Genomic DNA, 23,898 nt, shown 5'->3' on the forward strand with positions numbered 1-23,898 from the left:
CCTTATAGTCAAAAAAAAGAATCATTACGTTCGTTTAAGCCACCGCTGCATGAATCCCTTGATTCCAGTAAGGGGGCCTGATTCCGGGGGTACCGGAACAGCCAGGTAACGAAGAGCTAATCGCTTTACATCTCGTGTTGCATCACACGTTGGAAAAGCAATTGAGAATGGAATCTGACGCTTTACGGATTTCACAACAAATGGATCATCCGTTACGTAACCTAACATTTTTATATTTAAATTCAGAAACCTGTTTGCCGTTAAAATGATCTTATCTGATGCTTGTCTCGCTTCTGATTCATCCCCAGCTTTATTGACTACCAAGCTAAAATCAACTTCAGGATAGCTCCCATGAACGACCTTAATTAATGCATAAGCATCTGTAATAGACGTCGGTTCAGGTGTAGTGACCACGAAACAGTGATCTGCAGAAGTAATAAATTTCATATTTTCTTTAGAGATCCCCGCACCCGTGTCAAACAGAATATAATCCATCTCAGATGATATACGTTCAATTTGTGAGATGAAAAAATTCAAATCCTCCTCAGATAAAGAGAGCATATCTACTATTCCGGAGCCACCCGCTATGTACGGAAGATCTCCAGGCCCGTATTGAATAACATCTTCGATGTTCTTTTCTTTACGAAGCAGGTGATACAGACTGAATCTCGAAGATACTCCCATAAGCACATCAATGTTCGCCATTCCAATATCGGCATCAAATACCAGTACTTTTTTTCCCATTGATTTAAGTGCTAGGGCAAAATTCAGTGTGAAGTTTGACTTACCAACTCCCCCTTTACCACTGGATACCGTGATAATCTTAGCTGAACCTCTCGAAGCCGATCTGGTTGAATCTGTAAATTTGGTAGAAGCTAGTTGCCTGAGCGCTTGAGCTTGATCCGTCATATCCAGCGCTCTCCAAGCAACATCTTGGATAACATCACAGTATCCGGCATTAAAAGATCATCAGGCACGTTTTGACCATTGGTCATGTAGGATAGTTTAAGTGGATAAGCATCCAGAAGATCAAATAATGAACCATAGCTTCCGGTTTCATCAAGTTTCGTTAAGATCACCTTATCTAAACCAAACTTGCTGAAATGATTCGTTATCTCAACCATGTCACTACTCTTTGAAGTCAGACTCAGAACAAGATAGGTTTCGCTAGAATCAGATTCTGTTAATAGACTCTGTAATTCAGCTACCAGTAACTCGTTACGGTAGTTGCGACCTGCGGTATCCATCAATATTAAATCGCAGGCTTCCAAACGGTGCATTGCCCGCCTCATATCCCCTGGTGACTGAACCACCTCGAGCGGGACATTTAGTATGGAAGCATACGTCCTAAGCTGCTCAACGGCAGAAATTCGGTACGTATCTGATGTGATGAAACCTACTTTACGTTGATACTTGAATAGCTGTTCTGCTGCTAGTTTAGCGATCGTTGTCGTCTTTCCTACCCCTGTAGGACCAGCAACATATACAATTCGAGTATCTCTTTTTATACCGCCACCAAAGCGACCATCTAAAAATGACTCAATCTGTTCTAAAACAGCATTGCTTAGCTGTTCATCTGTTAACGTCTTTCCACTTTCATTCCATTGCTCCGCTATAGGAAGTAACCATCTTTCCGATAGAAGATCTGATAACCCCTGTTTACTAAACTGTTCTCTTACAGACTCCAAAACTGTAGGAAGCTCCTGTGAGACTTGACTTTGACGTGATAACTTAGCAATCCACTCTTTCATCTCTCGAAGCTCTTCTAGCAGCTTTTGCTCGGAGCTAGTCTGAGCATTAGGGTTCACGATTGCTTTCCCTTGAGACTTTACTGAGGAAGTTGCAATCTCGTTGTTGCTCTGCTCATTAGTGTCCGTATGGAACAATTCATTATGTTCAGGTTGACTGTTATCTGACTTACCCGACGCAGTTTGAGCCATCGCCGCTACTAGATCAACTGCCGATCTCTCACGATCGGCTAGCTCCTCCGAATTCTCTACTTCCAGCTTTGAATGTTTCGAATTCCCCTCAGTTACTGTTCCATTCTGATCCTGAGAAACAGAATTCGAGGTCTTTTTATAGGCTTGAGGTACTATATTCCTTGGCATGGGAGTGAAAGGTGTGTTCGTCTTTTCCGTACTAGCCTGTTTGTCCGCTTTTGATTTCTCTTCTTTATCCACTGCTGCGATGACTTCAATCTTCTTTTTGGTGAATAGCCCCATAATTCCGCCAACTTTAATCTCTTTCGAGCTTAAGATAACCGCATCACTACCGAGTTCTTTACGAATATGCAGCATGGCTTCCGGCATCGTGTCAACGATATATCGTTTCACTCTCATAAATTCACCACTCCGACGCTTTGAATTTCGACATTGGGTTCAAGTTCACTGTACGAAAGCACGGGTATATCCTGCATGCTGCGTTCAATAACTTGACGAAGATACATCCGAATCGCAGGGGAGGTTAACAAGACTGGCTGCTGACCCATTTGAATCAAACGATTCACCTGTTCGCTAAGCTTTTGGAAAACATTTTGAGTCGATACTGGGTCCATAGCGATATAACTACCCTGATCACTCTGTTGTACGCTTTCCGCGATCTTCTTCTCTAGAGCTGGTCCCACCGTAATAACTCGCATCGCTTCCCCTTCTTGCACATATTGCTGTGTAATTTGGCGCGACAGTGATTGTCTAACATATTCCGTAAGGACATCGGGATCTTTAGAATAGTGTCCATAATCAGCTAGTGTTTCAAAAATAGTAACCAGATCTCGAATGGAGATCTTCTCCTTCAAGAGCTTAGCTAATACTTTCTGCACATCACCAATTGTAAGTACGGACGGAATAAGCTCATCAACCAGAACAGGGTAACTTTCTCGAATATTGTCGACCAATGTCTTCGTTTCTTGTCTTCCAAGCAACTCATGAGCATGTCTCTTAATCAGTTCAGTCAAATGGGTAGCGACCACGGATGGCGGATCAACTACCGTATATCCCGCAAGCTCTGCCCGCTCTTTAGCAGGCTCGTCAATCCAAAGTGCAGGAAGACCAAAAGCTGGCTCTGTCGTTTCAATACCTGTTACAGAATCATCCTCATACCCTGGACTCATAGCAAGATAGTGATTTAATAATAATTCACCACCGCCGACAGCATTCCCTTTAATTTTTATGACATATTCGTTCGGTTTTAGTTGAATATTGTCGCGAATACGAATAACAGGTACCACAAGACCTAATTCAAGTGCGCATTGTCTACGAATCATAATGATCCGGTCAAGCAGGTCACCACCTTGTTGTGTATCTGCTAGTGGAATCAGACCGTATCCAAATTCGAACTCGATAGGATCTACTTGCAACAGATTGATAACACTTTCTGGACTCCGTACTTCTTCAATCTGTTGTTCTTCTTCCATCTGTTCAACCTCCACCTGCTTCCGCTCCAGATTACTCTGCATTCGTCTTGCAGCAATAAAGAGAAGCACCGCAATAGGAAAGGTTGTTATGAAATGAATCGGGGTAAACAATCCTAGAAATGTCACGGTAACCGCAACTATGTACAACAATTTTGGATATGAGAACAATTGCCCTGCCAAATCATCAGATAAATTACCCTCAGATGAGGCACGAGTGACAATAAGACCAGCAGCTGTGGAAATTAAAAGTGCGGGAATCTGACTCACCAAACCGTCACCAATTGTCAGTATTGAATACGTGCTCATCGCTTTAGCAAAAGGCATACCATGTATAGAAATACCAATGATAAATCCGCCAATCAGGTTAATCAAAAGGATAATGATTGATGCAATAGCATCACCTTTAACGAACTTACTCGCACCATCCATTGCACCGTAAAAGTCTGCTTCACGTTCAACCTTACGCCTGCGTTCGCGAGCTTGATTTTCATTGATCATGCCGGCATTCAAATCAGCATCAATACTCATCTGCTTACCCGGCATTGCATCGAGTGTAAATCTTGCTGCTACTTCTGCGACACGCTCAGAACCTTTCGTAATGACGATAAACTGAACAACTACAAGAATGAGAAACACGATGAACCCGATCGCGATTTCTCCACCAGCAATCCAGCTTCCGAAAGTAGCAACAACTTCACCCGCTTTACCTTGCGATAGAATAAGTTTGGTTGTTGAGATATTGAGCGACAAGCGAAAAAGTGTGGTTATCAGCAATAGAGATGGGAAGATCGAAAAATCGAGCGCTTCCTTTGTATTCATTGCCACAAGTAATATCATGAGTGCAAGTGAGATATTAACAATAAGCAGTACATCCAATAGCCATACAGGGATCGGAAGAATCATCATGAGTACAATACCGATGACACCCGCTAGTACAGATATTTCTTTTATTTTCACTGCTGCCGGCCTCCGATCCCTAGTTATTTCGCTTTACCTTTAAGTTTGTATACATAAGCCAGCACTTCGGCTACAGCTTGAAACAAGTCACCGGGAATGGAATCCCCGATCTCTGCTCGTTGGTACAACGCACGTGCCAGCGGCTTGTTTTCCATGGTTATCACGCCATTCTTCTTGGCGATCTCTTTGATTCGCAGTGCCATATAATCCTGACCTTTAGCAATAATCTGCGGTGCTTCCATGGAGGAACCATCATACTTAAGCGCTACAGCAAAGTGTGTAGGGTTCGTTATAATGACATCAGCGTTCGGGACTTCCTGCATCATCCGTTGCAGTGCCATACGCCTTTGTCGTTCACGAATCTTACCTTTGATCAGCGGGTCCCCTTCCATTTTTTTGTACTCATCCTTAATGTCTTGCTTGGACATTCTTATGCTCTTCTCATGCTCATATTTCTGATATATGTAATCTAGCACAGCTAGAACGATGAGCCCTACCGCGATTTTGATACCAAGAGAAACGGTTACGTCTGCTGTAAACTGAAATATAGCTGTCGGACTCATCAAAGATAATGAAGACAAACCTTGTCTTGCACCCCACAGCGAGGTATAAACCAGATAGCTAATAATACTTAATTTGAGAATCGATTTTAGAAACTCTGCAAGAGAACGCATAGACGCAATATTCTTAAATCCTTTGATTGGATCAATCTTACTGAACTTCATCTTCAAAGATTCTCCTGTTAGAAGAAACCCTACCTGCATGTAGTTAACGGCTAATGCGATTACAAATACAACAAGAAACACTGGAGCAAGTAGTAGCAAGATTTGAATCCCGTATTCTCCGAGGAGCATGATCGTGTTATCTACCGTAACATCCATGGATAGACGGTTCAGGAACACATCGGTGAACAGCCTTACCAGATGGTCTCTGATATAATCACCAAAGATCATAAGGCATAAAAAAGCAGCCATTAGAACCGATGAACCAGACAACTCCATACTTTTAGCAATCTGCCCTTTTTTACGGGTTTCCTGCCTCTTCTTAGGCGTTGCCTTTTCCGTCTTCTCACCGCTATCACCAGCGAATAGCTGCAGATCAATGCTGTACTTCAATGTCACCCCTACCACTCCTAATTTCACCCCGCTGGTCTATTGCCGATCGTTCCCAGCAGTTTCTGCATAGCTTCGAACATTTCAGCAAACAGATGATCAAACAGCGCTACTAGTCCTGGCATAAGCAGAAAAAGCAGAACCAACCCTACGATAATCTTCAAAATGATCCCGATTACAAACACATTAAACTGAGGTGCTGTTCTCGCCAAAAATCCGAGTCCAACGTCAGTTAGGAATAGTGCCGCTACTAGCGGTGCGGCCATTTGCAGAGATAATACAAATGAATGTGCAAAGGTTGTAATCAAAAAATCAGCTACACTTCCATCCTGAAACTTCGTAAAGACATTCCCTGTGATCGGCATCCAATCATAGCTGTACATAATCGCATCAAGCAGATAATGGTGTCCATTCATGCTTAGAAACACGAGAAGTCCTAACATATATTTAAAGTTACCGATCAGCGGTGTTGAAGCTCCAGTAAATGGATCAATCACATTTGCCATACTGAAACCGATCTGAATATCTATCAGGGCACCTGCTGTCTGAACGACAGCCATCATCAAAAATGCAGTAAATCCAAGTAATAACCCTACTAGAACCTCCTGCATAATCAGCAGAATGTAGGACATATCTTGAGCGACTGTCTGGCCAAGACCAGAGCTAAGAAACACGAGCACCGCAATCATAAAAGAAAATCCAATTTTATACTGTGTTGGAACACCTCGGGACGAATAAATCGGCGCTACAACAAAAAATGATGTTATTCGACAAAAAATAAGCATAAAGACAGGAATACTTTGTTCCAACCATTCCATGAACACTCAGCCTATCCAATATATTTGTGGAGGTTTTCTAAAATCCCACGAGTAAAATCCACAAGTGTTGTTAATATCCAAGGACCAAACAGCAGTAGTGCGAGCAATACAACGATTATCTTCGGTACGAAGGCAAGTGTTTGCTCTTGGATTTGTGTCGTTGCTTGAAATATACTGATGACTAATCCCACGACCAACGCGAGTACAAGCATCGGCGCACTTACTTTAAGCACGATAAAAACTGCCTGTCCCGCTAAACCGATAATAAACTCAGCACTCACGGCGAGTCCTCCTGTACTTGAATTACTTGCCGCTACGGATTGAAGCTCATTAACAATGACTTCACAACGAGATACCAGCCGTCAACTAACACGAACAGTAGTATTTTGAACGGCAGCGAGATCATGACCGGTGGTAACATCATCATCCCCATAGCCATCAAGACACTCGCTACAACAATATCTATAACAAGAAATGGAATAAAGATCATGAAGCCCATTTGAAATCCGGTCTTGAGTTCACTAATAGCAAACGCCGGCACTAAAACCGTAAGCGGGATATCCTGATAATTGTCTGGCTTTTCGGCTCCCGTGTATTTCATAAATAGCAATAAATCTTTCTCTCGGGTATGCGAGAACATGAATTTCTTCATGGGCTCCTGAGCCTTGTCCAGCGCCTCAACCTGCGTCATTTCTCCTTTAAGATAAGGCTGCAATGCAACATCATTCATCGTTGAGAATGTTGGAGCCATGACAAACAATGTCAAAAATAACGCTAGACCAATCAGTACCTGGTTCGGAGGAGTCTGCTGTGTACCTAGAGATGTTCTTACAAACCCTAGAACAATAACAATTCGCGTAAAACTCGTCATCAGGACAAGAATTGCGGGAGCCACACTTAATATCGTGATCAAAAGAATCAACGATATAGCACTCGTCCCCGGCTCATCTCCGCTATTACCAATCTGTAAATCAATATTCGGAATCGGATCCGCCCAAGCCGAGGTGGTCAGGATCAATCCGATCAACATGAGCAACGTGACAGCAAACGCAATCTTTTTATTCATGAATCTTTATGATCCTCCCGCAGCAATTCTTCAACCTTTTGTTTCCTGCCCGGTACGCTGCGGAGCTTCGATTCAAACACCTCATGAAAAGATGATGTATCCTCAAGCTCAATATCCTCAGACTTCTGTTCCTTACGGAACCGTGCCACAAAGTTAGCGATAAACGGCGGCAGAACTCCTGAATTCATTCCATATTCCTGTTCTAACGAGGTAAGAATAAGTGCAACTTCAGTTGGATCGGAAATCTTGTCGATGAGCGAGACATTTTCACCAACACCGATCAGGTAAATACTGCCTCCTACCTCTACTAACTGAATGGATTTGTTCGGGCCGATTCCAACCGCACCAAGTGTCCGGATGGAACGGCCCTGCATCCAACTCTGATTCTTTCGGCCTAAAAACCGAATCAGAATGACTATGGCTGTTACGATAATAGCGAGAACAATAAATACATAAAAAAGTTGAAGATAATACCCTGACGTATCCGATCCTAATCCCTCTGAAGCTGCTATCATAACCAAACTACCTTACACGCCAAGCGTTTTGTTGATCGCTTCAATAACACGGTCAGACTGGAATGGCTTCACGATAAAGTCCTTCGCGCCAGCTTGGATAGCGTCGATAACCATCGCTTGTTGTCCCATAGCAGAACACATAATAACTTTAGCGTTAGGATCAACTTTTTTGATTTCTTTCAAAGCAGCGATTCCGTCCATTTCAGGCATTGTAATATCCATCGTGATCAAGTCTGGACGAAGCTCTTTAAATTTCTCGATCGCTTGCGATCCGTCCTGTGCCTCTCCTACTACCTCGAACCCGTTCTTTGTCAAAATATCACGGATCATCATTCTCATAAATGCAGCGTCGTCCACAATCAGAATTCTGTTAGCCATTGATTAAAAATCCTCCCTAAATATGTGCTATTGTAATTTTTGTATTCGGTCCCATTGACTTACGATATCTGTAACACGGACGCCAAAGTTCTCGTCAATAACAACAACTTCACCTTTGGCGACGAGCTTGTGATTCACAAGAATGTCCACAGGTTCACCAGCGAGCTTGTCCAGTTCAATGATAGATCCTTGAGACATTTCCAAGATATCCTTAATTTGCTTCTGGGTCCTCCCTAATTCTACGGTGACTTTAAGGGGAATGTCCATCAGTAAGTTCAGATTGTTTTCATCCACCTGAGCGTACGGTGCATTTTGCAGGTTTGCGAATTGCACAGGCTGTACATTAACATTACGATTTGGCATTCCGCCATATTGTTGTGGTGCATGCTGATAAGGTACCTGTTGTCCATATGGCATTGATGTAGGCATTTCTCCTCCACCCATCATGCCTTGGTTGTATCCATAACCTTGATCCTGTGGATATCCTTGCGGATGCATTGGCATTTGCTGTTGCATTGGTGCTTGATTTTGTGGTTGTACCTGCTCTTGTACAGGCTCAGATATTGGAGCTTCAACTGAGGCTGAAGATTGAGCCGTTGGGGCAGGCTCTTCTGCTCCATTAATCAACGTATTAACCATATCCTTTGCGAACTCGATCGGTAGAAGCTGCATAATCGAGGAATCGATTAAGTCACCAATAATGAGTCTAAAAGATATTTTAATCAGCGTCTCTTCAACAGGTAATTTATTAACCCCATCACCACTTGACATATTCAGGATATCAATTCCTGGTGGAGAAATGTTCACGAATCGGTTAAAGATCGTGGACATGCTCGTAGCCGATGACCCCATCATCTGGTTCATAGCTTCCTGTACAGCGCTAATATGAATTTCGTTCAGCTCTTCTTCCTGAGGATCCCCCTCTCCCCCAAGCATCAGATCTGCAATAACCTGTGCATCCCTTGTCTTGATTACAAGAGAGTTAATCCCTTCGAATCCGTCGACATAAGTAACATGAACAGCCACGTGTGGCTTTGGAAACTCTTCTTCAAACTGGCTTCTAGAAATAATAGATACTTTTGGAGTTGTGATATCTACTTTTTTGCCAAGTAATGTGGATAGAGCAGTTGCTGCGCTACCAAATGTGATGTTGCCGATCTCACCTAACGCATCTTGCTCCAAAGGTGTTAATACTTCATCAACACTTTGCACCGAAGGAGAAGAGGGTGATGCCATTTCCGTTTGCTTTAACAATGCATCAATTTCTTCCTGGGATAAATAATCTTTACTCGTCAATTTCTTCAGCTCCTTCGCTGACGATTTCATCGATCTGCACCGCAACCCGATCTTTCATCGTTCCTGGGCTACCAATGTACTTCAGCTTATCGCCCACTTTAATGGACAGTCCATCATGAACAGGTTTATTCAGTGAAATAACATCACCTACACCTAATCCTAGAAATTCTGAAATGGTAAGCTGGGACTCACCAAGCTCAGCTATAATTGGTAGTTTGGCTTTGCTTACCCTCTGCTTTAAAGCATCTACTTCTTCAGGTACTCTTGCCTTTTTCTCCGATATAAACCATTGATGAGCTGACAGCTTCGACATGATTGGCTCTAGAACAACGTGTGGAATACAAAGATTAATCATTCCGGTTGTATCTCCGATTTTCGTGCTGAGCGATATCAAGGCAATAGTTTCATTCGGAGAAACGATTTGCATAAATTGCGGATTAGTCTCCATCGCTTCGAGACGAGGAGAAATGTCAAGCACTGTCTTCCAAGCCTCTTGCAAGCTTTCGAATGCTCTACTAAAAATACGCTCCATAATGCTGGTTTCGATTTCAGTCAGTGCGTTCATCTTGGCTGGAGCGTTCCCTATCCCGCCAAGAAGGCGGTCTAGCATGGCATAAGCGATATTCGGGTGAACCTCTAGTACCATCCGTCCTACAAGCGGTTCTGCTTCAAAAATATTCAAGACTGTCATTTTAGGTATCGATCTTATAAATTCATCATAAGGCAGCTGTTCTACCTGTACGACACTTATTTGCACAAAAGTACGTAGCTGAGCTGAGAAGTAAGTTGTTAAATATCGAGCGAAATTCTCATGAATACGAGTCAAGCTACGGATATGATCCTTGGAGAAACGCACCGCTCTTTTAAAATCATAGGAGCGAATCTTCTTTTGTGTATCTTCTTTTTTCAGTTCTTCTGCATCCATTTCGCCGGAAGAGAGAGCGGCCAGCAGAGCATCAATCTCATTTTGTGATAAAACATCAACCATCATCTCACCCCCTTACGTAATCCAAGTTCCAGTTTATAAACGTTGAACAATCTTATTTGTAATTTCAATCTGATGAACCTTACCGCTAGGAAGAGTTTCATTAATCTGATCTAACAGTTTAGATGTAAATTGTTCTGTACTCTTGGAATCTTTAAAGCTTTCGGGTTTGGTATCAACCAATGCTTTGATGATGATTGGTTTAATCTTAATTTCTTTGATCTTGTCAAAATCTTCTTTAGCTTTTTTGTCATTTAATTGAAACGAAAAACTTAATTTTGCAATGTAATCAGCATCCGCTAAATTGGTAGTTACATCACCAATTTCAGAAGTCATTTCAACGATCTCATCAGCTGATAAATTGTGACTCGGAGCCGGTGCAGCTGACACATCGTTCTCATTTTTGCCAACCAATTTATCAGACAGTAGAAACACAGCTAGAACGATTAACGTTATTGAGAGCATAATCGTAATTAACCAGGGCAGCATCTTTTTCATGAAGGTTCCTCCATCTGTTGCACTTTAATAGTTGCTTGGTTCACACCGAGCTCACGGTGATAGGCTTGGATCGAGGCGATAACATCCGCAGCTTTCTCCAAAACAATCAATCTTTTACCAGTTGTCAAGGTCACGTAAGTGTCGGGTGTCTCCTCAACCATTTCAATCAATAGCGCATTCAGCCATAACTGCGATCCATTTAACCTCGTAACCGAAATCATGTGACAGCCTCCTTAAATTTGGGGAGGACTTAGCCTCCCCTCATCTCATTCTTATCGTTTCAGATTAACGACTTCCTGAAGAATTTCGTCAGAGGTTGTAATAATTCGAGAGTTAGACTGGAAACCACGTTGTGCCACAATCATTTCCGTAAACTCTCCCGTTAAATCCACGTTAGACATTTCAAGCTGCCCAGATATAATTGCACCCGTACCATCCTCAACACTATTAGCTGGGAGTCCTACGACCTCGCCGTCAGCATCACCGCCGAGTGCATTCGCAGTAACGCGGTACATATTCCCACCAATCTTCTCAAGACCTTCTGGGTTAATAACTTTAGCGATACCAATCTGGACACCATCATCTCCATCTCCACCTTGAGTAACAATCGTTCCATCCTGAGCGATAGAGAAGCCTGTAACTTCTTCACCAAGCGTTATAATTCCACCATCTACGTCCAGTACAAACATACCGTCAGAAGTAACCAAGTTTCGATTACCGTCAATGTGGAAATCACCGGCTCTTGTCAAGAAAGGAACTTCTTGATCTTCCGACATCTTAACCATGAAGAATCCATCACCATCAATACGTAAGTCGGTCGGAACATTTGTCGTCTGGGCACTACCCGGTGTATGGATCGTATCAATGGAACCCACTGTGGTACCCAAACCGATTTGTTTGGCATTCACTCCGCCTTGAGTATCACTAGGAGCAGTTACACCAGAAACCGTCTGACTCAGAATATCCTTAAACATAACACGACCAGCCTTGAAACCTACCGTATTTACGTTCGCGATGTTATTACCGATTACATCAAGTTTAGTTTGAAATCCTCTCATACCGGAAACGCCCGAATACATGGATCTTAACATTGAACTTCCTCCTTATAGTTGGGCCGCGTCAGTCGATCAGCGGCCACCTGGTTTCCTTTACGGGCCAACCAGTAATTATGAAATAATGACGGCACTATCGATTTGGGTAAATACATTGTCTTTCATTGATTGATTATCCATAGCAGTTACAACTGTACGGTTAGGTACATTCACAATTAAAGCCATATCATTTAATAATATGAGTGAATCTTTGCTTCCTTTAGCGGCTGCCTTTTCAATAGCTGAATTGATCTGTGCAAGCTGATCACCTTTAATCTCAATGCCTCGTTGCTCCAGACGTTTCGCAGCATGATTGCTAAACTTAAGTAGGCTCTCTTCAAGAAGCTCCTTAAACTTTCCTGGCTGCACACTCGGGTTCGATGTTGTACTACGATCTCTTTGCAGTGATGCAGGTTGAATTTTCCCGGGAAATAGTTGACCAATAGTTATGCGATCATTCATCACACTATCCCCCCGCTTTCACTACCATCTGGCTGAGAAGAATCATCAGTATCGACTGGAGTGTCAGGCGTTTCCGAAGGTGCTTCCGGTCCATCATCTGGATTGTTAGCATCCGGTACAACATTTTCAATCTGCGTAATGTAATCCAGTGCAACTTCGTCTTTACCAATCTTGGCATAATGTATTCCGTCACGAATAAGGACAGAATCAACAATACCACTCTTCATGACCGTCTGACCGCTGCTACCTTCAGCGAATTCAACCCAGCTCACTTTCTTTCCGATTAAGCTTGATGCCGTTCCGAGTGACTGCCTCATGTCTGTAATCTGTGAAGAAATATTCATCAGCTGTTCTAGTGATGTAAACTGGGCCATTTGCGCAATAAATTCCTTATCTTGCATAGGTTGCATCGGATCCTGGTAACGAAGCTGAGTAATAAGTATCTTTAGAAATTCGTCTTTCCCTAGCTCCTGCCCATTAGATGTACCTACCTTATTCACATTCTCTTTTGAATAATTTGGCCAGACATTATTAACGGAATTAGTTGTAGCCATTTCATTCTCACCTCCTTTTGCCTATACTGATGCCGTAAACGCACCTGTATGAGACTGAGCATCCACTTCTTGACGTTCCGCTAACCATTCATTCCATTCCTCAGTTATAGCCGCTGTTGCAACCGCGTCATCGGATGGAACATCCTTCTCTCTGGAGCGTCGATTCGAATCTTGTTGACCAGAACCTGGTTGTCTTCCATCCTGATAGAACTGGGAGGAAGAGGACTGACTACTCTGAGTAACTTCAAGCTTCTCAACTTGTAGTCCCTGACCTTGAAGCGCAGAACGAAGCTGTGACATTTGCTGATCAATTAATTCTCTGGCATCTGAATTTCGAGTCATAAACTGAGCTACCAATTGTCCATTTTGCATCGTGATCTTAATATCAACCTGACCTAAATGTTCTGGATTCAGGGAGATCCTCGCCTCAGTGAACCCTTGAAGTTTGACAAACTCCAATTTATTAACGACCAGATTTGTCATCTCGTTAGCGAATTGATTTACAGGTACAGGTTGGGCCATAGCTTTAACAGGAGCTGTACTACCTGTTCGAAGCGCTAGCTGTCCAGCTGTAAAGTTCTGTTCCGTTATGCTATCTGTATTTCCTGTAGCAGCTTCTTCCGTCGATCCACCGTCAATCAGTTTCGCTGTTAAGCGCTCTTTGGCATCAAATGTTTGAACTGAAGAAGTGACAGGTTTCATACTAACTGGAAGTTCTTTACGATCTACACTCACCGGTTCCTCACCATCAAGATAACTGGCAACTGCTGACGCCACTTGGGACTTATTTTGAACGATTTCCTTGCTTTTCCCGTCCCCTCCCTCTGTCAATAATGTCTGGAAGGATTGCGCTAATTGCATAAGCTGGGGCTTCGCTTGATCGCCGAGCGTGTTGTTCTTAAGCATGTTACTTAACTGTGTAAGTGTATCCTGAACAGCAAAGCGGATCGTTTCAGGGTGTGCAGCAAGTGGTGAGATACTCTGGACATCACCCTCAGGAAGTTGCTGCTGAACGCCTGCCTGCTGTCCTTGTACCTGCACATTGCTGAGCACCGTCGCTGCCTGCATAAGCCATGCCTGAAGCTCTTGTAACAGAGAAGGATCTTTCTCTAGTGCCTCTTCCATTTTCTCTAAGTCTTTCATAAGAGAAAGAATCATTTGACTAAAGTCTAAAGTTCCTTCTTGGTCAGTGTTACCCTCAGCCATAGAAAGTTCAGGCTTATCTATCGCTTGGCTGCCTTGTGAGAACATCGTTAAATCCTTTAGCATTTGAACGGAGGCATTTAACATCATCTGCGCTGTATCCTTAGCGTTAGGTGTGGACGGCGTAGGCGTCCCCGCATTCGTCATTTGTTGTACTAAGGCTTGTCCAAATCCATCGACAGAGCTTGTTTTTCCGTTATCTGATGTTTTCCCTCCAGATATGGCTCCGCTAACCGTTGATGTTGTACTTTGAAATACTAGTGTCATAGTTTTCACCTCCCTTCATATAGGAGTGATTCTTATCACAAATACTACTTAGATCCCATCAACCTGTTAAGAACTTTGGCTGTTAGCTCAGGATCGATAGTGGACATCGCATTTAATATCCGAGCTCGTGTTCCGTCATCTACTGTGTTCAAGATCGTAATTGTCTTGGCTGAACTGATTTTATAAGTTTGTAAAAGTAAGTCTGCCGCATTCTTAGGCGTCATCTGCGAGAATGTTTGACTCAACTGATTTTTATCTAGATTCTCTGTCGTTTTAACTGTCTCTTTGGTGGCCTCATTCTTCTTCAATCGTGCTTGTAATGCAGCAATTGCCAAATCTTCAGCTGGTTTAGCATCCTTAAGCATCATTGTTGCATCAGCAGCCGTTTTAGGGTCCATTTTCTCCAAAATTGCTACTCGCTTAGCACTCTTCATTTCACTAAGCATTAATACCATTTCCTCAAGCGTTAGGTTTTGCATGATCGGTGCTGCTTTACTAGGACTCATGTCAGCATACACTTTAGCCAACTCCCGAATTTGTTTTGTATAGGAATCTTCTTCGGGCTCATCCGTCGTTGACGTTTGATTCTGCATCTCTTCTACCTGTGCCTGAAGATCTTTCACCTTGTTCGATTCGATCTTCTTCTGCTCAGTCAGTTCTTTCAGAGTCGTTTCCTTCTCAGCTAGTTGTTTCTTCAGTTCCTTGATTGTGGCCTCATCACTTTCTTCTTGATCCTTAATTGCTTTGAGTTTCTCTTCTTCTGGTGTTAATACAGGATCAGGCACCCACTCTTTAATAATAGGTACTTTGTTAGCTAGATCTAGCACACCGTTCCGAACATTAATGTTGAAGAGTGTCAATAGCACCCCCACCAAGACAATCGTAAAAATAATCGGTATCAGAAAGATCAGAATCCGTTCGAATCCTCCGTTAGACTCTTCTTTATCTATTGGCATATCATTTCGAGCCACTCTCTACTCCTCCTTTGCGGGCATACCTTGTGGCAGTTAAGAGCTTAGCGGGCGTTTATGGCAAAACGAACCGTCGCCATTTCGTCCAGCTCGTTTTGTTCCCGAAGGAGACTTTCATGCCGGAACTTTTCTTTCGATTTATCCCTAGCTTTCAACCATACTTTTTCATCAAGCATTCTCTCATTCAATTGCTCTTGTTTCTTATTTACATTGACATGTGCAAGTCGTATATCATCACGTTTCTTCGCAATACAGGACTCTAGGTATTCAACATACGCTTGTATATTCCGAATTTCGGCGACCGGAGCACTAGTCTTGGCCGCATTCTGCAGAGCTTCATACATCTGCTCACGCATCTCAAAAAGATCACTCAGACTTTTTTCTTCTGCCTGAAGCTTACCTATCGCGGATGATAACATCCACTCCGCTTGTGTCTTCTCGTTACTTTTTAGATCCACAATTTTCTGAAATGCGTAGTGAAATTTCATCTTTCAATGGTCATCTCCTTGAAAATTCGGATATTAAGCGCTCTTGCACCTCGCTCAATGTCACTTTTTCATTCACTTTTTGCTTCGTAAAGTCCCAAATGCTCTGAATATAATCTATCGATTCATCAATTTCCGCATTCGATCCCCGTTGATAGGCACCGATATTAATGAGATCCTCTGAGTCCTTATACACAGACATCAATCTCTTGATGTTATCTGCCGCTTCGATCTGCTCCTCTGGCGAAATATCCTTCATAACCCGGCTAATACTCGCAAGTACATCAATTGCAGGAAAATGCCCTTTATTCGCGATATTACGATTGAGAACAATATGCCCGTCCAATATACCCCGAACCGCATCAGCTATAGGCTCGTTCATATCATCACCATCTACCAATACCGTGTAGAAAGCAGTGATCGATCCTGTAGGACCCGTACCTGCACGTTCTAGCAGTTTAGGCAGATTGGCGAATACAGAAGGCGTATAACCACGCATTGCTGGCGGCTCCCCGACAGCTAAGCCGACCTCACGCTGCGCCATGGCATAACGTGTTACAGAATCCATCATAAGCATTACATTTAAGCCACGATCCCTGAAATATTCTGCAATCGTTGTTGCGATCAATGCCCCTTTAATCCTTATTAGTGCAGGCTGGTCAGAAGTAGCTACGATAACTACAGAACGTTTCAGTCCTTCTGGTCCCAAATCTCTTTCAATGAAGTCTAGGACCTCTCTCCCCCGTTCACCAATCAAGGCAATAACGTTAACATCTGCCGATGTATTTCTTGCAATCATGCCCATCAGTGTACTCTTTCCGACGCCCGAACCAGCAAAAATTCCGACACGCTGGCCCTTACCAATGGTGAGAAGACCGTCAATCGCTCGAACACCGATGCTGATCGGCTCAAGTACCCGAGGTCTATTCAGTGGATTCTGAGGAATATTATTCGTTGCACTGTATGGCATTCTAGCCGGAATAAGTGATCCGTCTAACGGCTGACCTAATCCATCAAGTACTTTCCCCAGCAGTTCTGAGCCAACCTGTACGCTAAGCGGTTTACCTGTTCCGACTACGTCGCATCCTGGTCCAATCGAGTGCAACTCACCGAGTGGCATCAGTAGCACCTTATTGTCTCGGAACCCTACAACTTCTGCTTGAAGGGGCTTGGATTGTTTACTTGGATAGATGTAACAAACTTCACCTACACTTGCATCAGGACCTTCTGATTCAACCATAAGACCAATAACCTGCGTAACTTTACCATTAATGCGTACAGGATCGATATGTCTTAGGTGGTCTTTGTAACGGTTACTGTCAAGCTTCTTCATCTTGATTTCTCCGTTCTTCATCATCAAGTGATAGTCGGATCAACTCTTTCTTAATCTCGGCAAGCTGTGTATCTATCCTCGCATCAACACTACCGAATGAAGAGCGGATAACACATCCACGATCTTTCACGGTAGCATCAGGAAGAATCTGCAATTCAGCTTGAGAGTCGAGTGACATAGCCAGTTCTTCTCTAGCAGCGTGCACAAATGCGAAGTGAGCTGGAGAAACACAAAGAGAGATAATCCCTTTTTCACGTTTTCGAGTTAGATTTTTTCTTATGAGCTCTAGCATATAATCCGATTCGACTTCTAACTGGCGATCCAACACTTTCTCAGCAATGGCACAGCTCAGATCGACAAGAAACGGTTCTGCTTCTTGGATTAAGGATTCTTTAGCCTCATAAGCCTGCTTCAAGAGTTCTTTGGCCTCATCCGTTGTCCGCATCATCATCTCTTTCATCTCGGACTCGGCTTTGGCAGATCCCTCTTCATATCCTTGACGGTAACCTTCAGCTTTTAGTGCTTCAGCAAGGTCTTCATCCTGACTTCGTCTTTCTTCCCACCATGCCTCGATCTGTGCCTGTGTATCTGCAAGTATTTTCTCAGCTTCTTCAGAGGCTTCCCGAATTTGCCGTTCAGCGAATTCCTTCGCATCCCTTAGTATTTCTTCCTTGATCTTCTCAGCTTCCGCTATCGTGGGATGTAAGGCCGGCTCAACCGGCTGTAGGAATTCAGGAGAATCTTCATTCTCTGTGACCACTGCGTAGTGACGGGCTAAATCCAACTCTTTCAAGACATCCATCGGCATGTATTGGGACGATTTGATCAAGTTAGACAATAATGTCATCTCCTCCGCCGCGAGCGATAATCACTTCGCCTGCTTCTTCAAGTCTCCGGATTGTACTTACGATACGAGTCTGAGCTTCCTCTACATCACGCAATCGCACCGGCCCCATATATTCCATCTCTTCTTTGAAAGTCTCTGCCATGCGTTTGGACATATTTCGGAAAATAACATCTCTAACTTCTTCACTAGCCACTTTAAGCGCAAGCTGCAAGTCTGCATTCTCAATATCGCGGATAATCCGCTGAATTGAACGATTGTCCACGTTAACGATATCTTCAAAGACAAACATCCGCTTCTTGATTTCTTCTGCAAGCTCCGGATCCTGGATTTCTAGAGCATCTAGAATCGTACGTTCTGTACCTCGGTCAACCCCATTAAGGATTTGTACAATCGATTCAATACCTCCGGCACTAGTGTAATCCTGAGTAACGGTCGCAGACAGTTTCTGTTCCAATACTCTCTCCACTTGAGAGATAACCTCAGGCGAAGTGCTATCCATTACAGCAACTCTCCGTGCAACTTCTGCCTGCTTCTCTTGCGGAAGGGAGGAAAGAATTGCTGCAGCTTGCTCGAACTGTAAGTATGAGAGCACAAGCGCAATGGTTTGAGCATTTTCATTCTGGATAAAGTTGAGAATTTGGCTTGGATCTGCTTTTCTGGCAAAATCGAAGGGCCGCACTTGCAAGGTTGCTGTCAATCGGTTAATGACTTCCATAGCCTTATGCTGACCAAGAGCCTTCTCCAGAATTTCTTTTGCGTAAGTTATACCGCCTTGCGTGATATATTCCTGTGCCAGACAGATCTGATGAAATTCGGACATGATGAGTTCCTTCTCACCACCGTCTACTTTACGCACATTGGCGATTTCTAACGTTAACTGTTCAATCTCTTCTTCACGAAGATGCTTGAATATCTGAGCAGAAACTTCAGGTCCCAGCGTGATTAATAAAATGGCTGCTTTCTGACGACCGCTTAATGTTTGATTATTTCCTCTAGCCAATTGGTTCCACCCCTATTCCTCAGCTAGCCAAGTTCGAAGTAAATTAACGAATTCATCTGGTTTCTTCTTCGCGAGCGTTTCCAGCTGCTTACGAACTTGACTCTCATTCGTCACACTCTCTAAATTAATAGACGGGAATTCCGTTGTTGGCGGAAGTGGAATATCCTCTTCCAATAATTCCTGTTGTTGTTTCCGTCTCCGAATGATGAAGTATGTTCCGCCTGCAAGTAATGCCAATGCAGCTAGACCAATACCCCACATGAGTGGCTGAGAAAGAAGTGTTTTCGCATTTTCCTCTGTTTTCGGATTCATAACTTGTGAAACGACCGAAACTTTCTTAGCTAGGTCCGCGTCTGTATAACTAACTCCTGAGTCAGCCAAAGAAGCTCTAACGATATTGACCAAAATGTTCTCAATCGCACCTCTTGTTGTCTCATCCATAATTTCTTGTCCATTAGGTGGTTCAACGGATACATTAATGGTTAAGTCTTTAACAGTGTAAGGACTCGAGATGATATCACGTGTGATCCGATTCACATCGTAATTTTTAGTACTGGACGTTTCCTCCGACTGTGTTTGCCCATTAGTCGAATCACTTGGATATCCAGGTACTTCTTCTTCTCCCGTACCAGCGACTCCGCCAGTTGGACTGCTCGTTCCAGAATAATTCTTCTGAATCTCCTGGACACTGATTTCAATCCCTTTCATCTCTTCTTCATCTACGGGTGTTACCAGATTTTCTTTGCTGGAAATCTGATCAAAATTCAGTTTGGACGCAACAAGTACGTTCACCTTGTTCGGTCCCATGTATTGGGATAAGAACTGTTGAACGTTTTGACGAACTTCTTTTTCAAAATTCCTCTGTAAAGCAAAATTTTCTTCCACCTTACCGACTAACCCACCTTGACCACCTTTAGCCGTAGCCAGAAGCTCAACCTCATCATTTGAGATGGTAATGTTCTCGATTGGTAAATTCGGCACCGATGTTTTGACCAAGTTATAATAGCTATCAATCGCTTCTTGGGTAGGACGATATCCTGGTTTAAATTGCATAACTACTGAAGCAGTTGCCTTCTCCCGATCCGCTGTTGTTGCAAAAACACTTTCTTTCGGCAGATTAAGGAGTACCGTTGCATCTTTAATTCCGTTCATCTTCTCGAGCATCCGCTCTACTTCACCATTCAGAGCATTTACATACTTCACTTCAAATTCATTCTCGGTCATACCGATAGCTGAAGCATTCTGCTCAAAAGTCTCTAGGCCTATTGTCCCGTTCTGAATGATCCCCTGTGATCCAACATCAATTTGCACTTTGGTTGCATTGGTGCTTGGTACGGAAATACTAGTTCCATCTGGACTAAGTCTATACGGAATGCTCTGTGACTCAAGGTGATTAATAATACCAGCTGCATCACTAGAGTTTAAATCCCTAAATGCTACCTCATACTCCGTTTTAGAGAATTGCATCGTCAAAACGATAATTGCAATCAATGTAATTGCAATTGTGGAGATAAGCATGATTTTAGTTTTTTTGCTGAATTGGTTCCAATACTGGGTGAATTTCTCCCGATATTGGGCTATTCGTTCATTCACATTGTCACCCCATCCGAAACTTTGCTAGAAACATTAAATTTGCGTGCGCATGATCTCTTGGTAGGCTTCTACCACTTTATTTCGGACCTGTGTTGTGAGCTGCACGCTCAGCAAAGCCTGTTGGGCTGATATCATTGCTTGGTCTACATTGACCTGGCCTAGCATTAATTTGTCAGACATTATGTGTGAGTTTTGTTCTTGAGCTGAAACAGATTGAAGAGCGTCTTCAAGATATGAACCAAATTGGCGAAGCGAATCTGAAGGCGTTGAATCTACTTTTGCAGAGGTTTGCATCTGTAAGGGTTGTACTACACCATTGTTAAACATCGTGTTTTGAATCATGAATGTTCCCTCCTCTTCCCTCTATATGTATTTGAATGTCCCCTATCTTCCGATCTCTAATGCTTTCATCACCATCGCTTTCGAAGCATTTAATGCTGTTACATTTGCTTCATAAGATCTACTGGCTGAAATCATATCTACCATTTCTTTCGTGATATCTACATTTGGCATGTATACATATCCTTCTGCATTCGCATCCGGGTGAGATGGATTATATACAGGTTTTAGTGGTGATTGATCTTCTTGGATTGCACTCACCTTAACGCCTCGTCCAACTCCATTACTTCCGCCCATCTTCGATTGCAAAATACTATCAAAAGAATTCTTCTGAGGTTCCATAACAACTACCTTACGGCGATATGGAACGAATTCTCCATTACTAACCTGAGCACGTGTTGTTTCCGCATTTGCAATGTTAGATGAAATCACATCCATTCTTAGCCGTTGCGCGGTTAATGCAGAAGCACTAACACTGAAACTATTACTAAAATTCATACCACGTTATCTCCCTTCTACGGCAGCCCGCATAATCTTGATTTGTTCAGTTACGGATTGAACATAGGAGTTGTATCGAAGCTGGTTCTCCGCTAGAAGAGACATTTCACGTTCCACATCGACATTGTTTCCGTTATTGTTCATCGCGCTCGATTCATCGGTATTTACCGATATTTCAGGGATATTGCTCGACGGTCCGATCTCAAAATGTCTAGGATCGGTTCTTTTTCCGGGCAATGTTGTTTTTACTCCGTTCATTTCCTTCTGCAAAAGACTCTCAAATGAAACATCCGACCTTTTGAAATAAGGGGTGTCCACATTTGCGATATTGTTGGCAAGCACCTGGTTTCTAAGGTTTGCCGCATCCAATCCGCTTTGCAGCTTTTGAAAGCTACTGTTGCTTAATAGATTCACCAGTCATACCCCTTCTCTTCGACATTGTGAAAAAGATATTCAACATGACCCAACTAAATCCTCTTTTTTTCGACAGCAAGAATTAATACATATGCCCTAACCTAGGTCTTAAGTAGAAAACGACAACATGATGTCATATAAATTAAGTTTCGTAGAGATTGGGACTTTTTTCAATGAGAAAAAAGCCCTATCTTTTACCAAAAAGAAGGGCTTTTAGTTCATTTTTATTCATTTTTAACCTAAAATCTGCAAGTATTCGTGAAAATCTATAGAATGAGTATTCACAAAATTGTTGCTAACTAGGTCTTATCAGCGAGTTCGGCTATACCCTATCAGTCCCGTTTGCTTGCCCACTTGTGAAATGATTTCGACAATTGTAGCTTGCTAACTTCGACATTAAAGGATATATTGGCTCAAATCTCGATCCTGCGCAATATCCGATAACTTCTCTTTTACATATTGAGGGGTGATGACCATACGATCCAACGTCAACTCTGGAGCTTCGAAAGACAAATCCTCAAGTAACTTCTCCAAGATGGTATGCAATCTACGCGCACCAATGTTTTCAGTGTTCTGATTAACGGAAGCAGCAATTTGAGCGATTTCCCGAATTGCTTCAGGGGCAAACTCAATTTCGATATCTTCTGTTCGAAGCAGATTTACGTACTGTTTCGTTAATGCATTCTCCGGCTCTGTAAGAATAGACACAAAATCATCAAGTGAAAGACTGCTGAGCTCCACACGGATCGGAAAACGTCCTTGAAGCTCTGGGATGAGATCCGATGGCTTGGCAACATGGAATGCACCCGCTGCAATAAATAAGACGTAGTCCGTCTTCACAGGCCCGTATTTGGTCATAATCGTAGATCCTTCTACGATAGGTAAAATATCCCGCTGTACGCCTTCACGAGAGACGTCAGGGCCAGAGGAACTTCCTTGGCTTGCTACTTTATCAATTTCATCAATGAAGATGATCCCCGACTGCTCTGCACGTCTTACTGATTCCTGTATGACATCATCCATATCAATTAACTTCGTTGCTTCTTCTTGGATCAGCACTTTCCGTGCTTCCTTAATGGCAAGCTTCCGTTTCTTCGTTCGCTTCGGCATTAAATTGCCAAACATTTCCTGCATGTTCATGCCCATCTGGTCATTTCCCTGACCTGCAAACATATCAAACATATTCGGAGCTGTGTCTTCAACATCTATTTCAATTAAATCATCTTCAAGATTTCCTGAGAGCAACTTAAATCTTACTTGTCTACGCTTTTCTTTGATGGTGCTATCTTTTTCAGGGGTTTCATCCTCGATATCATCATTCGAGTTATTTCCTCCACCAAACAGCATTTCAAAAGGATTTCGCTGACTCTTTGTCTTCTCTGTGGAAGGAACTAGAAGCTTCACAATGCGTTCATTGGCCATTTCCTCAGCTTTATCCTTAACTTTCTCGGTTCGCTCGGTCTTGATCATTCGAATTGCCGTCTCTACAAGATCCCGGACCATTGACTCTACATCACGCCCTACGTAACCGACCTCAGTGAACTTGGTGGCTTCAACCTTAACGAACGGGGCATTGACGAGCTTGGCAAGACGTCTTGCAATTTCCGTCTTACCTACGCCTGTTGGACCGATCATCAATATGTTTTTCGGAACAATTTCATCACGTTCTGCATCAGACAGACGACTTCTCCGATAACGATTGCGAAGCGCAACAGCTACTGATTTTTTAGCTTGTTTTTGACCAACGATATATTTATCTAGTTCTGCTACGATTTGTCTTGGGGTCATTGATTCGTTATTCATC

27 protein-coding genes are annotated in these 23,898 nt (G+C 43.0%); all 27 read right to left on the bottom strand.

The genetic code is table 11. The features are described from left to right. Positions 1-24: 24 nt before the first annotated feature. The 27 genes from AC3WJJ_RS09730 to hslU all read right to left on the bottom strand — a co-directional run bounded on the left by AC3WJJ_RS09730 (position 25) and on the right by hslU (position 23,897). Positions 25-909 (bottom strand): MinD/ParA family protein, encoded by an 885-nt coding sequence (locus AC3WJJ_RS09730; RefSeq protein WP_492540103.1) that lies wholly within the window; start codon positions 907-909, stop codon positions 25-27. Then, positions 906-2,339, bottom strand: coding sequence for a flagellar biosynthesis GTPase FlhF (flhF, locus tag AC3WJJ_RS09735; protein ID WP_492540105.1), 1,434 nt, complete (start codon positions 2,337-2,339; stop codon positions 906-908). The genes AC3WJJ_RS09730 and flhF overlap by 4 nt, the downstream gene beginning before the upstream one ends. Beyond that, a complete protein-coding gene (gene flhA / locus AC3WJJ_RS09740) occupies positions 2,336-4,369 on the bottom strand; it encodes a flagellar biosynthesis protein FlhA (RefSeq protein WP_492540107.1) in 2,034 nt (677 codons plus the stop codon). The genes flhF and flhA overlap by 4 nt, the downstream gene beginning before the upstream one ends. 23 nt (positions 4,370-4,392) lie before the next feature. Continuing rightward, entirely contained in the window at positions 4,393-5,490 is a 1,098-nt protein-coding gene (flhB, locus tag AC3WJJ_RS09745) for a flagellar biosynthesis protein FlhB (RefSeq protein ID WP_422657281.1), read from the bottom strand. Positions 5,491-5,507: 17 nt separating this feature from the next. Continuing rightward, complete coding sequence (gene fliR / locus AC3WJJ_RS09750) at positions 5,508-6,299, bottom strand: flagellar biosynthetic protein FliR (RefSeq protein WP_492540109.1); 792 nt, start codon at positions 6,297-6,299, stop codon at positions 5,508-5,510. A gap of 11 nt (positions 6,300-6,310) precedes the next feature. Beyond that, positions 6,311-6,580 carry a flagellar biosynthesis protein FliQ gene (gene fliQ / locus AC3WJJ_RS09755; protein ID WP_422657283.1) on the bottom strand — a complete coding sequence of 90 codons (270 nt, stop codon included), beginning with the start codon at positions 6,578-6,580 and terminating at the stop codon, positions 6,311-6,313. A gap of 32 nt (positions 6,581-6,612) precedes the next feature. Further along, complete coding sequence (gene fliP, locus AC3WJJ_RS09760) at positions 6,613-7,365, bottom strand: flagellar type III secretion system pore protein FliP (RefSeq protein WP_492540111.1); 753 nt, start codon at positions 7,363-7,365, stop codon at positions 6,613-6,615. Then, the gene (locus tag AC3WJJ_RS09765) at positions 7,362-7,880 is read right to left on the bottom strand and encodes a flagellar biosynthetic protein FliO (protein ID WP_492540113.1); all 519 of its coding nucleotides are present in this window, start codon (positions 7,878-7,880) and stop codon (positions 7,362-7,364) included. Before AC3WJJ_RS09765 ends, fliP begins: the two co-directional genes overlap by 4 nt. Before the next feature lie 12 nt (positions 7,881-7,892). Continuing rightward, entirely contained in the window at positions 7,893-8,258 is a 366-nt protein-coding gene (locus tag AC3WJJ_RS09770; RefSeq protein WP_422657286.1) for a response regulator, read from the bottom strand. Positions 8,259-8,285: 27 nt separating this feature from the next. Beyond that, complete coding sequence (gene fliY, locus AC3WJJ_RS09775) at positions 8,286-9,554, bottom strand: flagellar motor switch phosphatase FliY (RefSeq protein ID WP_492541992.1); 1,269 nt, start codon at positions 9,552-9,554, stop codon at positions 8,286-8,288. Further along, on the bottom strand, positions 9,544-10,542 hold the full coding sequence (gene fliM, locus AC3WJJ_RS09780; protein ID WP_492540115.1) for a flagellar motor switch protein FliM: 999 nt from the start codon (positions 10,540-10,542) through the stop codon (positions 9,544-9,546). The genes fliY and fliM overlap by 11 nt, the downstream gene beginning before the upstream one ends. A 33-nt stretch (positions 10,543-10,575) precedes the next feature. Next, entirely contained in the window at positions 10,576-11,037 is a 462-nt protein-coding gene (locus tag AC3WJJ_RS09785) for a flagellar basal body-associated FliL family protein (RefSeq protein WP_492540117.1), read from the bottom strand. Beyond that, positions 11,034-11,258 (bottom strand): flagellar FlbD family protein, encoded by a 225-nt coding sequence (locus tag AC3WJJ_RS09790; RefSeq protein WP_492540119.1) that lies wholly within the window; start codon positions 11,256-11,258, stop codon positions 11,034-11,036. The genes AC3WJJ_RS09785 and AC3WJJ_RS09790 overlap by 4 nt, the downstream gene beginning before the upstream one ends. A 51-nt stretch (positions 11,259-11,309) precedes the next feature. Further along, positions 11,310-12,128 (bottom strand): flagellar basal body rod protein FlgG, encoded by an 819-nt coding sequence (gene flgG, locus AC3WJJ_RS09795; protein WP_422657290.1) that lies wholly within the window; start codon positions 12,126-12,128, stop codon positions 11,310-11,312. A gap of 75 nt (positions 12,129-12,203) precedes the next feature. Beyond that, positions 12,204-12,590, bottom strand: coding sequence for a TIGR02530 family flagellar biosynthesis protein (locus AC3WJJ_RS09800; RefSeq protein WP_422657291.1), 387 nt, complete (start codon positions 12,588-12,590; stop codon positions 12,204-12,206). After that, a complete protein-coding gene (locus AC3WJJ_RS09805) occupies positions 12,590-13,144 on the bottom strand; it encodes a flagellar hook capping FlgD N-terminal domain-containing protein (protein WP_492540122.1) in 555 nt (184 codons plus the stop codon). Before AC3WJJ_RS09805 ends, AC3WJJ_RS09800 begins: the two co-directional genes overlap by 1 nt. A 21-nt stretch (positions 13,145-13,165) precedes the next feature. Then, positions 13,166-14,614: a flagellar hook-length control protein FliK gene (locus AC3WJJ_RS09810; protein ID WP_492540124.1), complete on the bottom strand. Its 1,449-nt coding sequence runs from the start codon at positions 14,612-14,614 to the stop codon at positions 13,166-13,168. A 44-nt stretch (positions 14,615-14,658) separates the two neighbouring features. Then, positions 14,659-15,585 carry a MotE family protein gene (locus tag AC3WJJ_RS09815; protein ID WP_492540126.1) on the bottom strand — a complete coding sequence of 309 codons (927 nt, stop codon included), beginning with the start codon at positions 15,583-15,585 and terminating at the stop codon, positions 14,659-14,661. Positions 15,586-15,629: 44 nt separating this feature from the next. Further along, a complete protein-coding gene (gene fliJ, locus AC3WJJ_RS09820) occupies positions 15,630-16,073 on the bottom strand; it encodes a flagellar export protein FliJ (RefSeq protein ID WP_492540128.1) in 444 nt (147 codons plus the stop codon). A gap of 10 nt (positions 16,074-16,083) precedes the next feature. Further along, positions 16,084-17,403 (bottom strand): flagellar protein export ATPase FliI, encoded by a 1,320-nt coding sequence (gene fliI, locus AC3WJJ_RS09825; RefSeq protein ID WP_492541994.1) that lies wholly within the window; start codon positions 17,401-17,403, stop codon positions 16,084-16,086. Then, on the bottom strand, positions 17,390-18,241 hold the full coding sequence (locus AC3WJJ_RS09830; protein ID WP_492540130.1) for a FliH/SctL family protein: 852 nt from the start codon (positions 18,239-18,241) through the stop codon (positions 17,390-17,392). Before AC3WJJ_RS09830 ends, fliI begins: the two co-directional genes overlap by 14 nt. Continuing rightward, positions 18,234-19,250 (bottom strand): flagellar motor switch protein FliG, encoded by a 1,017-nt coding sequence (gene fliG / locus AC3WJJ_RS09835; RefSeq protein WP_492540132.1) that lies wholly within the window; start codon positions 19,248-19,250, stop codon positions 18,234-18,236. The genes AC3WJJ_RS09830 and fliG overlap by 8 nt, the downstream gene beginning before the upstream one ends. Before the next feature lie 12 nt (positions 19,251-19,262). Continuing rightward, complete coding sequence (gene fliF / locus AC3WJJ_RS09840; protein ID WP_492540134.1) at positions 19,263-20,843, bottom strand: flagellar basal-body MS-ring/collar protein FliF; 1,581 nt, start codon at positions 20,841-20,843, stop codon at positions 19,263-19,265. 33 nt (positions 20,844-20,876) lie between these two features. Continuing rightward, positions 20,877-21,185, bottom strand: a complete 309-nt coding sequence (fliE, locus tag AC3WJJ_RS09845) for a flagellar hook-basal body complex protein FliE (RefSeq protein WP_492540136.1) — start codon at positions 21,183-21,185, stop codon at positions 20,877-20,879. Positions 21,186-21,227: 42 nt separating this feature from the next. Continuing rightward, the gene (gene flgC / locus AC3WJJ_RS09850; protein WP_492540138.1) at positions 21,228-21,680 is read right to left on the bottom strand and encodes a flagellar basal body rod protein FlgC; all 453 of its coding nucleotides are present in this window, start codon (positions 21,678-21,680) and stop codon (positions 21,228-21,230) included. A gap of 6 nt (positions 21,681-21,686) precedes the next feature. Beyond that, positions 21,687-22,094, bottom strand: coding sequence for a flagellar basal body rod protein FlgB (gene flgB / locus AC3WJJ_RS09855; protein ID WP_492540140.1), 408 nt, complete (start codon positions 22,092-22,094; stop codon positions 21,687-21,689). 396 nt (positions 22,095-22,490) lie between these two features. Next, positions 22,491-23,897 carry an ATP-dependent protease ATPase subunit HslU gene (gene hslU / locus AC3WJJ_RS09860; protein WP_492540142.1) on the bottom strand — a complete coding sequence of 469 codons (1,407 nt, stop codon included), beginning with the start codon at positions 23,895-23,897 and terminating at the stop codon, positions 22,491-22,493. Position 23,898: the final 1 nt, after the last annotated feature.

The organism is Paenibacillus sp. FW507-14B1B (genome assembly GCF_058781425.1).

What these genes read in the sequence shown, in the direction of transcription:
- AC3WJJ_RS09730 (WP_492540103.1), bottom strand. Translation starts at nt 909, where the DNA reads ATGACGGATCAAGCTCAAGCGCTCAGGCAACTAGCTTCTACCAAATTT.
- flhF (WP_492540105.1), bottom strand. Translation starts at nt 2,339, where the DNA reads ATGAGAGTGAAACGATATATCGTTGACACGATGCCGGAAGCCATGCTG.
- fliR (WP_492540109.1), bottom strand. Translation starts at nt 6,299, where the DNA reads ATGGAATGGTTGGAACAAAGTATTCCTGTCTTTATGCTTATTTTTTGT.
- fliP (WP_492540111.1), bottom strand. Translation starts at nt 7,365, where the DNA reads ATGAATAAAAAGATTGCGTTTGCTGTCACGTTGCTCATGTTGATCGGA.
- AC3WJJ_RS09765 (WP_492540113.1), bottom strand. Translation starts at nt 7,880, where the DNA reads ATGATAGCAGCTTCAGAGGGATTAGGATCGGATACGTCAGGGTATTAT.
- AC3WJJ_RS09770 (WP_422657286.1), bottom strand. Translation starts at nt 8,258, where the DNA reads ATGGCTAACAGAATTCTGATTGTGGACGACGCTGCATTTATGAGAATG.
- fliM (WP_492540115.1), bottom strand. Translation starts at nt 10,542, where the DNA reads ATGGTTGATGTTTTATCACAAAATGAGATTGATGCTCTGCTGGCCGCT.
- AC3WJJ_RS09785 (WP_492540117.1), bottom strand. Translation starts at nt 11,037, where the DNA reads ATGAAAAAGATGCTGCCCTGGTTAATTACGATTATGCTCTCAATAACG.
- AC3WJJ_RS09790 (WP_492540119.1), bottom strand. Translation starts at nt 11,258, where the DNA reads ATGATTTCGGTTACGAGGTTAAATGGATCGCAGTTATGGCTGAATGCG.
- flgG (WP_422657290.1), bottom strand. Translation starts at nt 12,128, where the DNA reads ATGTTAAGATCCATGTATTCGGGCGTTTCCGGTATGAGAGGATTTCAA.
- AC3WJJ_RS09800 (WP_422657291.1), bottom strand. Translation starts at nt 12,590, where the DNA reads ATGAATGATCGCATAACTATTGGTCAACTATTTCCCGGGAAAATTCAA.
- AC3WJJ_RS09805 (WP_492540122.1), bottom strand. Translation starts at nt 13,144, where the DNA reads ATGGCTACAACTAATTCCGTTAATAATGTCTGGCCAAATTATTCAAAA.
- AC3WJJ_RS09810 (WP_492540124.1), bottom strand. Translation starts at nt 14,614, where the DNA reads ATGACACTAGTATTTCAAAGTACAACATCAACGGTTAGCGGAGCCATA.
- fliJ (WP_492540128.1), bottom strand. Translation starts at nt 16,073, where the DNA reads ATGAAATTTCACTACGCATTTCAGAAAATTGTGGATCTAAAAAGTAAC.
- fliI (WP_492541994.1), bottom strand. Translation starts at nt 17,403, where the DNA reads ATGAAGAAGCTTGACAGTAACCGTTACAAAGACCACCTAAGACATATC.
- fliE (WP_492540136.1), bottom strand. Translation starts at nt 21,185, where the DNA reads ATGATTCAAAACACGATGTTTAACAATGGTGTAGTACAACCCTTACAG.
- flgC (WP_492540138.1), bottom strand. Translation starts at nt 21,680, where the DNA reads ATGAATTTTAGTAATAGTTTCAGTGTTAGTGCTTCTGCATTAACCGCG.
- hslU (WP_492540142.1), bottom strand. Translation starts at nt 23,897, where the DNA reads ATGAATAACGAATCAATGACCCCAAGACAAATCGTAGCAGAACTAGAT.